Source organism: Pseudomonas sp. Pse1 (assembly GCF_024519635.1).
Classification (GTDB): domain Bacteria; phylum Pseudomonadota; class Gammaproteobacteria; order Pseudomonadales; family Pseudomonadaceae; genus Aquipseudomonas.
Window position 1 is genome coordinate 591350 of the sequence record NZ_JALJRO010000001.1, and the last position, 14161, is coordinate 605510.

Consider the following 14161-nt stretch of genomic DNA (forward strand, 5'->3'; position numbering starts at 1 on the left):
AGCCAGTACAAAACTTCACCGCTACCCTGTGCGGCTGCCCGTAGCATGCCCGGGTCATTATTGGGGTATTTCCATGTCCAAGCACCTGTTCGCGCCGCTCAGCCTGATTGCCCTGGCACTGCTGCTGAGCGCCTGCGACAAGTCCTCCACCGCCGAGGAAAGCGCGCCGCTGGCCAGCGTGCGCATCGAAACCATCGAAGCCCGACCGCTGTCGATCAGCAGCGAATTGAGCGGGCGAATCGTCGCGCCACGGATCGCCGAAGTGCGTGCCCGGGTCGCCGGGGTGGTCTTGCAACAGGCGTTTCGCGAAGGCAGCGACGTCAAGCAGGGCCAGGTGCTGTTTCGCATCGACCCGGCGCCGTTCAAGGCAGATCTGGACAGCGCCGAGGCCGCTTTGCGCAAGGCTGAAGCCAATGCCTTCCAGGCCCGTCTGCAAGAGCAGCGCTACGCCCAGTTGATCGCCGACAAGGCGGTCAGTGCCCAGGAATACGACAACGCCCGCGCCAATTCGCGCCAGACCTCCGCCGACGTCGCCGCCAATCAGGCCGCCGTGCAGCGGGCCAAACTGAACCTGGGCTACGCCACCGTCACCGCGCCGATTTCCGGGCGCATCGGCCGCGCGCTGGTCACCGAAGGCGCCTTGGTCGGGCATAACGAAAGCACGCCACTGGCGCTGATCCAGCAACTGGACCCGATCCACGCCGACGTCACCCAGTCGACCCGTGAACTGAACGAACTGCGCCGCGCCTTCCGCGCCGGCCAGTTGCAGCAGGTCGGCCAGGGCCAGGCCAAGGCCACGCTGATTCAGGACGACGGCAGCCTCTACCCACTGCCCGGCAAGCTGCTGTTCGCCGACATCAGCGTCGACCCAGGCACCGGCCAGATCATCCTGCGCAGCGAGTTCCCCAACCCTGACCTCGACCTGCTGCCCGGCAGTTTCATCCGCGTGCGCCTCGAGCAGGCGGTGAACCAGCAAGGCATCAGCGTGCCGCAACGAGCGATCCTGCGGGACAGCGCCGGCATCGCCCAGGTGCTGCTGCTCGACAGCGAGGCACGGGTCAGCCAGCAGCCGGTGCAACTGGGCCAGGCGCAACAGGACCGCTGGATTGTCACCGAGGGCCTCAAGCCCGGCGACCGCATTGTCATCGAAGGCCTGCAACACGCCCGCCCGGGTGAAAAAGTAGAGATCGACGACACCCCTCTTTCCAAGGCCCTGGTCATCGGGCAGTAGGCAGGACGCAGACTTTATGCCGCAATTCTTTATCGACCGCCCGGTATTCGCCTGGGTGGTCGCGCTGTTTATCCTGCTGGCCGGTGCCCTGGCCATCCCGCAACTGCCCGTGGCCCAGTACCCGGACGTGGCGCCGCCGCAGATCGAGATCTACGCGGTGTACCCCGGCGCGTCGGCGCAGACCGTCGACGAAAGCGTGGTCAGCCTGATCGAGGAAGAACTCAACGGCGCCGACCACCTGCTGTATTTCGAATCCCAGAGCAGCCTCGGTTCGGCGACCATCAAGGCGACCTTCCAGCCCGGCACCAACCCCGAACTGGCCCAGGTCGATGTGCAGAACCGCCTCAAGGTGGTGGAGTCGCGGCTGCCCCAGGCGGTGATCCAGCAAGGCCTGCAGGTGGAAAAAGTCTCGGCCGGCTTTCTGCTGCTGATCACCCTGACCTCCAGCGACGGCAAGCTCGACGACGTGGCGCTCAGCGACTACCTGGCGCGCAACGTGATGAACGAAATCAAGCGCCTGGACGGGGTCGGCAAGGCTTCGTTGTACGGCGCCGAACGGGCCATGCGGATCTGGATCGACCCGCAGAAACTGATTGCCTTCAACCTGACCCCGGCGGACGTCAACGCCGCCATTGTTGCGCAGAACGCCCAGGTCTCGGCCGGCAGCATCGGCGACCTGCCGACCCGCAGCACGCAGCAAATTACCGCCACGGTGCTGGTCAAGGGGCAGCTGTCGAGTCCGGAAGAATTCGCCGATATCGTCCTCAAGGCCAACCCCGATGGTTCCACGGTGCGCGTCGGCGATGTGGCGCGGGTGGAAATCGGCAGTCAGGAATACCAGTTCTCTACCCGTCTCAATGGCAAACCGTCCACCGCCGTCGGCGTGCAGCTTGCACCCGGTGCCAACGCGCTGAACACCGCGACCCTGGTGCGGGCGAAGATGGACGAACTGGCGCGTTATTTCCCGGCGGGCGTCGAGTACAAGATCCCCTACGACACCTCGCCCTTCGTCAAGGTCTCGATCACCAAAGTGGTCTACACCCTCGGCGAAGCGATGCTGCTGGTGTTCGCGGTGATGTTCCTGTTCCTGCAGAACATCCGCTACACACTGATCCCGACCCTGGTGGTGCCGGTGGCGCTGATGGGTACGTTCGCGACCATGCTAGCCCTGGGCTTCTCGATCAACGTGCTGACCATGTTCGGCATGGTCCTGGCGATCGGCATTCTGGTGGACGATGCGATTGTGGTGGTGGAGAACGTCGAGCGAATCATGGTCAGCGAAGGCCTGTCGCCCAAGGAAGCCACGCGCAAGGCCATGCAGCAGATCACCGGGGCGATCATCGGCATCACCCTGGTGCTGGTGGCGGTGTTTATCCCGATGGCCTTCATGCAGGGCTCGGTGGGGGTGATCTACCAGCAATTCTCGCTGTCGATGGCCACCTCGATCCTGTTCTCGGCCTTCCTCGCCCTGACCCTGACCCCGGCCCTGTGCGCCACCCTGCTTAAGCCCATCGCCAAGGGCGAGCACCACGAAAAAACCGGCTTCTTCGGCTGGTTCAACCGGCGCTTCGAACAGCTGACGGTGCGTTATGAGGGCTGGGTCAGTTATGCGCTGAAACGCAGCGGCCGTTACCTGCTGATCTATGGCGTGCTGCTGGTGGGTCTCGGTGTGCTGTTCACCCGCCTGCCCTCCTCGTTCCTGCCGGTTGAGGATCAGGGCTACACCATCACCGACATTCAGCTGCCACCGGGTGCGAGCAAGAACCGCACGGTGCAGGTGGTGGAGCAGATCGAAGCGCACAACGCCACCGAACCGGGGATTGGCGACAGCACGGTGATCCTCGGTTTCAGTTTCTCCGGTAGCGGACAGAACGCGGCCCTGGCCTTCAGCACACTGAAGGACTGGTCCGAGCGCGGCAGCGATGACGCGGCGACGTCGATTGCCGACCGCGCCAACATCGCCTTCAGCCAGATCAAGGACGCCGTGGCCTATTCGGTACTGCCGCCGCCGGTGGATGGCCTCGGCACCTCCAGCGGCTTCGAGTTTCGTCTGCAGGACCGTGGAGGTCTGGGCCACAGCACGCTGATGGCGGCGCGCACCGCGTTGCTGGATGCCGCGGAAAAAAGCCCGATCCTCGCCAACGTCCGTGAAAGCGCCCTGGCCGAAGCGCCGCAGGTGCAGTTGATCGTCGACCGCAAGCAGGCCAACGCGCTGGGGGTGTCGTTCGCCGATATCGGCAACGTGCTGTCCACCGCGGTCGGCTCGGCCTACGTCAACGACTTCCCCAACCAGGGCCGGATGCAGCGGGTGGTGGTCCAGGCCGAAGGGGACCAACGCAGCCAGGTCGAGGATTTGCTGAAGATCCACGTGCGCAACAGCAACGGCAAGATGGTGCCGCTGTCGGCCTTCGTCCGTGCCGAGTGGACCCAGGGGCCAAGTCAGTTGACCCGCTACAACGGCTACCCGGCGGTGAGCATTTCCGGCGAGCCGGCGCCCGGCCACAGCACCGGTGAAGCCATGGCGGAGATCGAGCGCCTGGTGGCGCTGGGGCCGGTGGGCCTGGGTCAGGAATGGACCGGGTTGTCGCTGCAGGAACGTCTCTCCGGCAGCCAGGCGCCGATCCTGTTGGGGCTGTCGCTGCTGATCGTGTTCCTGTGCCTGGCAGCCTTGTACGAGAGCTGGTCGATTCCCACTTCGGTGCTGCTGGTGGTGCCGCTGGGGGTATTGGGTGCGGTGCTGGCAGTGACCCTGCGTGGCATGCCCAACGATGTGTTCTTCAAGGTCGGCCTGATCACCATCATCGGCCTGTCGGCGAAGAACGCGATCCTGATCATCGAGTTCGCCAAGAGCCTGTACGACGAGGGCCACGACCTGATCGACGCCACGGTGCAAGCCGCGCGCCTGCGCCTGCGGCCGATCGTCATGACCTCGCTGGCGTTCATCCTCGGCGTGGTACCCCTGGCGATTGCCACCGGTGCCAGCTCGGCCAGCCAGCAGGCGATCGGCACCGGGGTGATCGGCGGAATGATCACTGCGACCCTGGCGGTGGTGTTCGTGCCGGTGTTTTTTGTGGTGGTGATGAAACTGGTGCGCAGATCGCGTTGACCAACACCTGTGGGCTGGCTTGTCTGGATGACGCATCACAGCGAAGATGGTGCTCCATTCAACGTCTATGTTGAATGGGACACCGCCTTCGCCGGCAAGCCGGCTCCTACAGGTGATCCGAGCCGCCCAGGAGGCTACCCGCCCATGCCCCACCCGCTACGCACCCACCCCCGCCTCACCGCCGCCGCACTGCTGGGCATAGCAGCAGGCCTTGTGGCGCCCGCCGATGCCCTGGTGAGCAAGATCCTCATTGGCTGGAATGCAGGGGTCTGGACTTACCTGGTGTTGATGCTGTGGCTGACCATTCGCGCCCGCGCCGAAGAGGTCGAGCGCATTGCCGAAGTCGAGGATGAAAATGCCGGGGCGGTGCTGTTGATCGTCTGTATCGCGGCCATCGCCAGTCTGGTGGCGATCACCGTCGAGCTGGCCGGCACCGGCAGCCTCGACACCTCGCACAAGTTGCTGCGCTACGGGTTTACCGGTGTCACGGTGATCGGCTCGTGGCTGCTGATCGGGATGATTTTCAGCGTGCACTACGCCCGGCTGTTCTACACCTGGGACGGCAAGGAACCGGCGTTGCGCTTTGCCGACGGACTGAAAAAGCCCAATTACTGGGACTTCCTGTACTTCTCCTTCACCATCGGCGTGGCGGTGCAAACCGCTGATGTCGGCGTCGCCACCCGTGACATCCGCAAGATCGTCCTCGCCCAGTCGCTGATCGGTTTCGTGTTCAACACCGCGATTCTCGGCTTCTCGATCAACATCGCCGCAGGCTTGTTTGGCTGAGCCTTTTATCTCCATGTTCATCCCCCCTCTTGACGAGCCAATGGCTTTTGGTGTCTTCTGAAACCGGTTTCAGACTCTGAGACCTAATAATTCCAAAAACAGGTCGTCCATCGTGAACAGTTTTTCCGCCGCCCAACGCAGCCGCGTGACCATGCTTGATGTCGCCGAACGTGCCGGGGTCTCCAAGGCCAGCGTGTCGCGTTTTATCGGCGAGGATCGCGCCCTGCTCTCCGAGGCCACGGCCTTGCGCATCGAGCAGGCAATTAGCGAGCTGGGTTATCGCCCGAACCAGATGGCTCGCGGCCTGAAACGCGGGCGCACGCGGTTGATCGGCATGCTCCTGGCGGATATCCGCAACCCCTATTCGATTGCCGTGATGCATGGCGTGGAAACCGCCTGCCGCCAGCACGGCTACAGCCTGGTGGTGTGCAACACCGACCGCGATGACGAGCAGGAAAGCCAGCACCTGGCGGCCCTGCGCTCGTACAACATCGAAGGCCTGATCGTGAACACCCTCGGCCATCACCCCGACCTGCTCCGCGAACTGCACCGCGAAATGCCCATGGTGCTGGTGGATCGCAAGGTCGAGCAGTTGCACAGCGACCTGGTCGGCCTGGATAACCCGGGCGCCGTCGACACTGCCCTGAGTCATCTTCAGGAGCAGGGCTATCGCGACGTGCTGCTGGTCAGCGAACCCCACGACGGCACCAGTTCGCGGATCGAGCGGGTCGACAGTTTTCACCAGCAGATCGCCAAGCGCCCGTTACTGCGCGGTGCGGCGATCGAGACCGGCGGCGACCTGCAATCCCGTATCCAGACCTTCCTCGCCGCCCCGGCAGACGGCCCGAAAGCCTTGTTCTGCGCCAACGGCATAGCCGCGCTCGCCGCCACCCGCGCGTTGCGTGAGCTGGGTTGCGATCTGTTCGGCGAGGTTGGCCTGATCGCCCTTGATGACCTGGACTGGTACCCGTTGGTGGGCAGCGGCATCACTGCGCTTGCCCAGCCGACCGAAGCGATTGGTGCCAGTGCGTTTGATTGCCTGCTCAAGCGTTTGCGGGGCGATCAGGGGCCGATCAGGAGTGTGGATTTTTCGGTGCGGTTGGTGGTGCGGGGGTCGACGCGGGGGGTTCTGGGGTGATTGTGAGGGCCTCTTCGCGAGCAGGCTCGCTCCCACAGTAGGTGTGCGCGAGCTGTTTTTTTTGGGTAAAAATGAAACCGGTTTCAGAGGGATAGAACAATGAATAAACCTGCTGTTTCCATCAGCCTTTCCAGCTACGGCGCCGACCTTGTGCGGGCGCGCGGACAGTTGGCGTTTGTTGAGATTCTGGCTAAAGCCGGGGCGCAACGCATCGAATGGCGCGAAGAATTGCTGACCAGTGAAGACCCAAGGGATCTGGCCCGGGCCGTCGCGCAATGGGGGCTTGAGGCGGTGTATTCCTCGCCCCTGGAGCTGTGGGTGGCCGGGCGTTCACAGGCCAATCCGCTGCTGTCCGCCACCCTGAAGCGGGCGCAGGCGTTTGGTGCGAAATGGTTGAAGGTCTCCCTGGGTTACTTCACCGAGAACAACGATCTCACGCACCTGTCAGCAGTGCTGGCAGAACACCCCGTGCAGTTGCTGGTGGAAAACGACCAGACCCTGCACGGCGGGCGCATCGAACCCTTCCAGCGTTTTTTCGATGGGATTGAACAACAGCAACTGCCGGTGCAGATGACCTTCGACATTGGCAACTGGCAGTGGCAGGACCAGTGCGCCGCCAGCGCCGCGCGTCTGCTCGGGCGGCATGTTGGCTACGTGCATTGCAAGGCGGTGACCCGTCGGGCCGACAGCAAGCTGGTGGCGATCCCGCCAACGGCAGCCGATGTGCAGGCGTGGGAGCAGTTGCTACGGCACATGCCCCACGGCCTTCCCCGTGCCGTGGAATATCCGTTGCAGGCCGATGACCTGCAGCACCTGACCGGTGAACACGTCGCCCTCCTCGCCCAATTGGGCCAGGCGCGGCTGGAGCACGCCTATGTCTGAGATCGATATCCTGTCTTTCGGCGAAACCATGGCCATGCTGGTCGCCGAGCAAACCGGCGACCTGGCCCAGGTGATGAACTTCCACAAGCGCATCGCCGGGGCCGACAGTAACGTCGCCATCGGTCTGTCGCGCCTGGGGTTCCAGGTGGCGTGGTTGAGCCGGGTCGGCAACGATTCCCTTGGACGCTTTGTCCTCGACACCCTGCAAGGCGAAGGCCTGAATTGCGCGCAGGTTGAAATCGATCCCGCGCACCCCACCGGCTTTCAGTTCAAATCCCGCGAAGACGACGGCGCCGATCCGCAGGTGGAGTATTTCCGCCGTGGTTCGGCAGCCAGTCGCCTGTCACCCGCCCACATCGCGCCGAGCCTGCTGCAAGCGCGGCACCTGCATGCCACCGGTATTCCGCCGGCGCTGTCGGACAGTGCGCGGGCGCTGTCTTTTGAGCTGATGACGCAGATGCGTGGCGCCGGCCGCAGTGTCTCGTTCGACCCCAATTTGCGGCCGTCGCTGTGGTCCAGCGAGCAACAGATGATCCGCGAGATCAACCGCCTCGCCGCCCTCGCCCAGTGGGTGCTGCCTGGCTTGAGCGAAGGCCGGTTGCTCACCGGGTTCGACACGCCGGCCGATATCGCCGGGTTCTACCTGGATCAGGGCGCCGAGGCCGTGGTGATCAAACTGGGGGCTGAGGGCGCCTATTACCGCAGCCAGTCTGAGCAGGGCTTCGTCGCCGCCGTGCCGGTGGCCCGGGTTGTCGACACCGTCGGTGCTGGCGACGGCTTTGCCGTGGGCCTGATCAGCGCCCTGCTGGAGAACTGCAGCCTGACCGAGGCGGTGCAGCGTGCGAACTGGATTGGCAGTCGTGCGGTGCAGAGTCGGGGGGATATGGAGGGGCTGCCCACTCGGGCTGAGATGGTCGTTGAATTTGAAACCGTTATCGCGAGCAGGCTCGCGATGAGGCCCTAACAGTCACTGAAAATCTGAACACCCAACCTGCTGCGACAAAAACAACAAGCTCAGGAGCACGACCCATGCAAACGCCGAAACTCGCCACCCGCCGCTGGTGGTACATCATGCCGATTGTCTTTATCACCTACAGCCTGGCGTATCTGGACCGCGCCAACTACGGCTTCGCGGCCGCCTCCGGCATGGCCGCCGACCTGATGATCACCCCGGGGCTGTCGTCGTTGCTCGGCGCACTGTTCTTCCTCGGGTACTTTTTCTTCCAGATTCCCGGGGCAATCTACGCGCAGAAAAACAGCGTGAAGAAACTGATCTTCGTCAGCCTGATCCTTTGGGGCAGCCTGGCGACCCTGACCGGGGTGGTGTCCAACGCCTACTGGCTGATCGTCATCCGCTTCATGCTCGGGGTGGTCGAAGCCGCGGTGATGCCGGCGATGCTGATTTACTTGTGTCACTGGTTCACCCGCGCCGAACGCTCGCGCGCCAACACCTTCCTGATCCTCGGCAACCCGGTGACCATGCTCTGGATGTCGGTGGTGTCCGGCTACCTGGTGCAGCACTACAGCTGGCGCTGGATGTTCATTGTTGAAGGCTTGCCCGCAGTGCTCTGGGCCTTTATCTGGTGGCGCCTGGCGGATGATCGTCCGGCGCAAGCGAAGTGGCTCAACGACCAGGAAAAGCACGATCTGGAAAGCGCCCTGGCGGCCGAGCAGGTGGGGATCAAGGCGGTGAAGAACTACGCCGAAGCCTTCCGTTCGCCAAAAGTCATCGTCCTCGCCTTGCAGTTTTTCTGCTGGAGCATCGGCGTCTATGGCTTCGTCCTGTGGCTGCCGTCGATCCTCAAACAAGGCGCACAGATGGACATGATCGAGGCCGGCTGGCTGTCGGCCCTGCCCTACCTCGCAGCAGTAATCGGCATGCTGCTGGTGTCCTGGGGCTCGGACAAACTGCAGAAACGTAAACGTTTTGTCTGGCCGCCGTTGCTGATCGCGTCCTTGGCGTTCTATGGCTCCTACGCCCTGGGGGCCGAACATTTCTGGTGGTCGTACGGCCTGCTGGTCGTGGCCGGTGCCTGCATGTACGCACCTTACGGACCGTTCTTCGCGATCATCCCGGAAATCCTCCCGGCCAACGTCGCGGGCGGCGCCATGGCGCTGATCAATAGCATGGGCGCCCTCGGCTCGTTCGGCGGCTCCTATCTGGTGGGCTACCTGAACAGCGCCACCGGCTCCCCTGGCGCGTCCTTTTTGCTGATGAGCGCTTCGCTGCTGCTGTCGGTGCTACTGACCCTGTGCCTGAAGACCGGCACCAGCGACCGTGAACGGCCCGGCGTTGCCCTGAGCCGCCGCGCCGCCCACCCTTGAATTGATGACGAGACAAGTCCCATGAAAAAGCAGGTCGTTTTATATAAAAAACTCTCGCCGGTATTGATGGCCCGCCTGCACGAACAGTGCGAGGTAACGCTGATCGACAGCCTCGACGCCGAAGGTTTGACCCGGCTGCGCGAGGCCCTGCCCCGCGCCCAGGGTCTGCTCGGCGCCAGCCTGAAACTGGACGCCGCATTGCTCGACCTGGCGCCAAATCTGCAGGCCATCGCCAGCGTCTCGGTGGGCGTCGACAACTACGACATCGACTACCTGACCGAACGGCGCATCCTGCTCAGCAACACCCCGGATGTGCTCACCGAAACCACCGCCGACACCGGCTTCGCGCTGATCCTGGCCAGCGCACGGCGGGTGGTGGAGCTGGCCAATCTGGTGCGCGACGGTCAATGGACCCGTAACATCGGTCCCGCCCATTTCGGCAGTGACGTGCACGGCAAAACCCTGGGCATCATCGGCATGGGGCGCATCGGCGAGGCCCTGGCCCAGCGCGGGCACTTCGGCTTCGGCATGCCGGTGCTGTACCACAGTCACTCGCCGAAACCGGCGGTGGAGCAGCGCTTCGACGCGCAATACCGCAGCCTCGACGCGTTGTTGCAGCAAGCCGATTTTGTTTGCCTGACGCTGCCGCTGACCGCCGAGACCGAAGGGCTGATCGGTGCACGGGAATTCGCGTTGATGCGTCCCGAGACCATCTTCATCAATATCTCCAGGGGCAAGGTGGTCGATGAAGCGGCGATGATCCATGCCCTGAAGACCCGGCAGATTCGTGCAGCAGGCCTGGATGTGTTCGAGCGCGAGCCACTGGATCCGGCCTCACCACTGCTGGGTCTGGACAACGTGGTGGCCACCCCGCACATGGGCTCGGCCACTCATGAGACCCGCGAAGCCATGGCCCGCTGTGCCGTCGACAACTTGCTGGCGGCGCTGGCGGGGCAACGGCCGGCCAATCTGGTCAATCCGCAGGCGGTCCGTTAAAGGCTGGGACCAACATAACAGGCGAGGCGCGCAGACCTGACCGCGCCTCCCGAACGACGAACGGTCATTGGCTGCAGATCCTGTGGCGGCTAGCTGATCGAGGCGTCGTTTGCCCTATCCCAAAGGCTGCCCGAGAAATTGTGGGGGCATAAAAAGCTTATAACTCAAGAAATTACCGCAGATCCTGTAGGACGGGGGAACTCCAAGATCGATCCTACAAGCGCTACGCGATACGACTGACAGCCATTTCCCACGCGCTCGATTAGAGTGCGCTACCTGTCAGGTTTGACAGGTTCCAAGCAAGCTGAATCACGCTATAAGAATCCCGTATCTGCAGCTTTTACAGATGCCTGAAGGTTGGCCGCGCACGCCATTTTGCAGTTGGAAAGTTACGCCGCGCCCACGCCGTCATTGATGATGAATGGGAGATTCAGCCATGCACCGTTCCGCCACCGTAGCAGTTCATCCATTGCCCGTTCCGCCACCCTTGCTGCCCAAGGAGAAAGCCCCTGAGAAACCCATCAAACTGACGCTTCGGGAAAAAGAAATCCTGCAGTGGACTGCCGCTGGCAAGTCGTCCTGGGAGATTGCCCGGATCCTCAGTCGGACCGAAGCGGGTGTGAATTACCATTTTTGCAACATCCGCCGAAAATTCGGTGTGAGGTCACGCTGGGTCGCTCTGGTCATGGCGATGGAACTGGGTTTGATTGCAAGTCCCTGAACCATCCGGACGCAGTGGTCAGCGTGTCATCGACCCCTGTTGAGACATTTCATGAATTCGGAACATGTACCGCCCGCCTCATGCTCAACCCTTGCCCGTCCAATTGCCCGTGACGACACGCTGGTGTCGCATGGGCAACGCTCAAATACGCCTTTGCGTGTGATCATCGCCGACGACCACCCGGTGGTACTGGTGGGCGCCGAGGTAGCCCTGAGCGCAGCGCCAGGTACATCTTTAACGATCGTGGCCCAAGCCAACAACGCCGATGAACTGATTGACCACCTGCAACGGACCTCTTGCGATCTGCTGATCAGTGACTACTCGATGCCCTGCGGACGTTTTCCCGATGGTCTGGCGCTAATGGGCTATCTGCGGCGGCACTACAGTCACCTGCCCTTGATCGTGATGACCATGCTGCGCAACCCTTCGCTGCTGCAAGCGTTGCTCAGTGTGGGCGTCAGCGGACTGTTCGATAAACGCAGTCCGCTGGCTGACCTCAAGCGCGCGGTGAACGCAGTCAGCAAGGGACGCCGGTACCTCTGCCCGACCTTCGCGCAGATTCTGCAGACGCAGACCCTGTCTACGTCGGGTTTGCAAGCGCCTTCGGTGCACCTCTCGGAGCGGGAACTGGAGGTGGTGCGCTTGTTTGTCCAGGGCCTGTCCGGACGGCAAATCGCCGCACAACTGAACCGCAGCGAAAAAACCATCAGCCGCCAAAAAAGAACCGCCATGGACAAGTTGGGACTGGTCCATGACGGTGGGTTGGTGGAGTTTGCTCGGGTGAGTGGGTTGAGAGGCTGAACTTAATGCCTGATTTTTTTAACTCGGGGAACCATTCCCAGATCTTCAGCTGTATTGCCCTCATCACCTTTAAAGAACGATTTTTTGAAACCACCCGTAGAACTCAACCCTGCCCTGTTGCGCTGGATTGCTTCAACTGCATTCTCGAATCCAGTTTGCGACGGTTCTCCGATCTCCATGACGCGCTGACTGGGCCTTAAATTTGTACTTGGAAGTGATTTATATAAAGGATTTACGCCAACAGGTGGACCATGAATTTCTGTTTTTTGCCATCCACTTAACTTGACATCCTTTGGCCGTTTTATCCGCGATTTAGATACTTCGCCACTTGTCACTGGGCTCATTTTTGAGCTCGAAGCTGCCTTTCCTACCTTACCTGCCCCTTTCGGTACTTTGGCGGCATTAGTCGCGGCTTTCACCTTACGTCCAAACAACCCTCGAAGAAACCTCACAAATTTTCCTGCATGCCCAGTCTCATCGGCATACCCCACCGGATCCCCCATCACATACATATAAGCATTCAGCCCCCCGTCGCCAAACGGACTCCTATTGTCCGGAATATGAAACCTCATCAGGAACGGACTGAACGCTCGATACCCATTGCCCAGCAGATACCGGCCGCCCGGTGTCTCCCGCCGTTCGCCGTTGTACCCCAACGCCCCCCCCCCGCCAGTCGAATAACCGTAGGGCGAATAAGCGATGTCTTCGTGTTTGTCCCGGCTGACCTCGCACAACACGCTGTTCTTGTCGTCGCGGGCCAGCATCAGGACTTTGGGTTAGCACCGCCTTTGCGCTCTGCGAGCACCTCGCTGTTGCCACGCATGAAAGTGCTGCTATTGGCACCCTGAATCAGGTTGCTCAACTGACCATCCTGGTAGAAGCGCTGCTCGTCGTTCTTTTTGGCAAGGATGTCCAGCGGGTCGTAGAGATGGGTGTCAGGTGCTTCATCCGTTAAGGCACTGATGGTTTCCAAGCGACCGTGGATGTCATAGCCGAGCGTTCGCCCCTCTTCATCGCGGATCAACTCGCCATTATCGTTGTATAGCAGCTCGATGACCTGGGGCTGGTAATCGGGATGATCGTTGGTCACGGACGTTAACTGGGCAGGGTCTTTTTCGTTTTCGTATGCATAGTCCGCAGTATTATCGCTATCAGGTGACCAGGTTTTCACCAGCACGATGTTGTCGATCTCATCGAACATGAAAAGCTGCAGTTCGATCGGCTTGCCATAAGGGTCCACCGGTGGCTGAGTTCCACTGCACTCGTACAACTCAAGACGCCCACGAACGTCATATTCGTACCTCTCGTGGCGCAGCACTTCCCCTGTGCCCTGCTCTTCCAGAATGCGCTCGACCAAGCCGTCAACTGCGTTATAGACCTGGGTCAACTGCTGAGCCGGAGCCACACCAAAGTCGAACTCGCGCAATACCTCGCGACCGAGGTCGTCGTAAGTCAGCTTGATCTTCAGGGATTGCGCGCCGTCGGTGGTTTGAATGGTTTCGGTTTGTCCCTGGGCGTTATAGGTGAAGGTGGCTACGGTGGTGCCGAGCGTCGTACTTTTAAGCAGGCCGGTGGACTTGTCATAGTCATGGTGCTGAACCTGGTTCAGCACATCGGTGTACTTCAACAAACGGGCCTGGCGGCTGTAGTGATAGAACATACTGAAGCTTTCACCGCCGGCTTCCGTTCGGGTTTCACTCTTGATTTCCCCGGTCGAAAAATAGTCGCGTGAAAGGGCCAGGCCGTTTTCCTGACAGCTCTTGAGTCGGGCATTCTGCCCATCGTAGTTGAATTCAGCCTTGACGCCGTTCTTGGCGGAGCGCTCCAGCGGGTCTTCACCGAGAACAGGCAAGTAGGTGTAGTCGACCTCTTCCTTCGAGGGCCGGGTGACCTTGTAAGGTTGAGTCAGCCCGGGACTGAAATCATAGGTGGTCACGCGACCGCCGGTGATCGATTCAATCATGCGATCGAGACCGTCAAACTGCTGTTGGCCCAGCTCCTTGCCATTCACGCCAATCCAGATAGGCAGGTCCTCGCTGCTATGTGGCGCATAACGCCGTTCCACCACCGCGTCGTCCGGCAAAGTGCTTTTGCCCATCCGGTCGAATGCATCGTAGATATAACGGGTGGTACGGCTCAGGGCATCGGTTTCTTCGGTGCTGCGCCCCAGACCGT

General features: G+C 61.6%; 11 protein-coding genes and 1 pseudogene. 10 read left to right on the forward strand and 2 right to left on the reverse strand.

All coding sequences use genetic code 11. The annotated features are described in order from the left end of the window. Positions 1 to 73: 73 nt before the first annotated feature. From NR126_RS02555 to NR126_RS02600, 10 genes are all read left to right on the forward strand, one after another. The gene (locus tag NR126_RS02555) at positions 74 to 1231 is read left to right on the forward strand and encodes an efflux RND transporter periplasmic adaptor subunit (RefSeq protein WP_105756050.1); all 1158 of its coding nucleotides are present in this window, start codon (positions 74 to 76) and stop codon (positions 1229 to 1231) included. Between the two features lie 16 nt (positions 1232 to 1247). After that, entirely contained in the window at positions 1248 to 4337 is a 3090-nt protein-coding gene (locus NR126_RS02560; RefSeq protein WP_027620744.1) for an efflux RND transporter permease subunit, read from the forward strand. Positions 4338 to 4481: 144 nt separating this feature from the next. Beyond that, the gene (locus NR126_RS02565) at positions 4482 to 5123 is read left to right on the forward strand and encodes a DUF1345 domain-containing protein (RefSeq protein ID WP_256829625.1); all 642 of its coding nucleotides are present in this window, start codon (positions 4482 to 4484) and stop codon (positions 5121 to 5123) included. A gap of 112 nt (positions 5124 to 5235) precedes the next feature. Continuing rightward, complete coding sequence (locus tag NR126_RS02570; protein ID WP_372825598.1) at positions 5236 to 6261, forward strand: LacI family DNA-binding transcriptional regulator; 1026 nt, start codon at positions 5236 to 5238, stop codon at positions 6259 to 6261. A 99-nt stretch (positions 6262 to 6360) separates the two neighbouring features. Continuing rightward, on the forward strand, positions 6361 to 7143 hold the full coding sequence (locus NR126_RS02575) for a sugar phosphate isomerase/epimerase (RefSeq protein WP_256829626.1): 783 nt from the start codon (positions 6361 to 6363) through the stop codon (positions 7141 to 7143). Beyond that, on the forward strand, positions 7136 to 8107 hold the full coding sequence (locus NR126_RS02580) for a sugar kinase (protein WP_105756096.1): 972 nt from the start codon (positions 7136 to 7138) through the stop codon (positions 8105 to 8107). The genes NR126_RS02575 and NR126_RS02580 overlap by 8 nt, the downstream gene beginning before the upstream one ends. A gap of 65 nt (positions 8108 to 8172) precedes the next feature. Further along, complete coding sequence (locus tag NR126_RS02585; RefSeq protein WP_105756097.1) at positions 8173 to 9468, forward strand: MFS transporter; 1296 nt, start codon at positions 8173 to 8175, stop codon at positions 9466 to 9468. 21 nt (positions 9469 to 9489) lie between these two features. After that, on the forward strand, positions 9490 to 10464 hold the full coding sequence (locus tag NR126_RS02590; protein WP_256829627.1) for an NAD(P)-dependent oxidoreductase: 975 nt from the start codon (positions 9490 to 9492) through the stop codon (positions 10462 to 10464). A 436-nt stretch (positions 10465 to 10900) separates the two neighbouring features. Further along, positions 10901 to 11185: a helix-turn-helix domain-containing protein gene (locus NR126_RS02595; protein ID WP_105756101.1), complete on the forward strand. Its 285-nt coding sequence runs from the start codon at positions 10901 to 10903 to the stop codon at positions 11183 to 11185. 51 nt (positions 11186 to 11236) lie between these two features. Beyond that, complete coding sequence (locus NR126_RS02600; protein ID WP_256829628.1) at positions 11237 to 11986, forward strand: response regulator transcription factor; 750 nt, start codon at positions 11237 to 11239, stop codon at positions 11984 to 11986. A 2-nt stretch (positions 11987 to 11988) separates the two neighbouring features. Here the strand turns inward: NR126_RS02600 and NR126_RS02605 are convergent, their stop codons facing one another. Continuing rightward, the gene (locus tag NR126_RS02605; RefSeq protein WP_256829629.1) at positions 11989 to 12750 is read right to left on the reverse strand and encodes an RHS repeat-associated core domain-containing protein; all 762 of its coding nucleotides are present in this window, start codon (positions 12748 to 12750) and stop codon (positions 11989 to 11991) included. Next, positions 12750 to 14161, reverse strand: a pseudogene (locus NR126_RS02610) (RHS repeat domain-containing protein); the annotation flags it as partial. The gene NR126_RS02605 and the pseudogene NR126_RS02610, both read right to left, overlap by 1 nt.

Excerpts from the sequence above, each read along its gene's own strand:
- NR126_RS02555 (WP_105756050.1), top strand. The coding sequence starts at position 74 with ATGTCCAAGCACCTGTTCGCGCCGCTCAGCCTGATTGCCCTGGCACTG.
- NR126_RS02560 (WP_027620744.1), top strand. The coding sequence starts at position 1,248 with ATGCCGCAATTCTTTATCGACCGCCCGGTATTCGCCTGGGTGGTCGCG.
- NR126_RS02565 (WP_256829625.1), top strand. The coding sequence starts at position 4,482 with ATGCCCCACCCGCTACGCACCCACCCCCGCCTCACCGCCGCCGCACTG.
- NR126_RS02575 (WP_256829626.1), top strand. The coding sequence starts at position 6,361 with ATGAATAAACCTGCTGTTTCCATCAGCCTTTCCAGCTACGGCGCCGAC.
- NR126_RS02580 (WP_105756096.1), top strand. The coding sequence starts at position 7,136 with ATGTCTGAGATCGATATCCTGTCTTTCGGCGAAACCATGGCCATGCTG.
- NR126_RS02585 (WP_105756097.1), top strand. The coding sequence starts at position 8,173 with ATGCAAACGCCGAAACTCGCCACCCGCCGCTGGTGGTACATCATGCCG.
- NR126_RS02590 (WP_256829627.1), top strand. The coding sequence starts at position 9,490 with ATGAAAAAGCAGGTCGTTTTATATAAAAAACTCTCGCCGGTATTGATG.
- NR126_RS02595 (WP_105756101.1), top strand. The coding sequence starts at position 10,901 with ATGCACCGTTCCGCCACCGTAGCAGTTCATCCATTGCCCGTTCCGCCA.
- NR126_RS02600 (WP_256829628.1), top strand. The coding sequence starts at position 11,237 with ATGAATTCGGAACATGTACCGCCCGCCTCATGCTCAACCCTTGCCCGT.
- NR126_RS02605 (WP_256829629.1), bottom strand. The coding sequence starts at position 12,750 with ATGCTGGCCCGCGACGACAAGAACAGCGTGTTGTGCGAGGTCAGCCGG.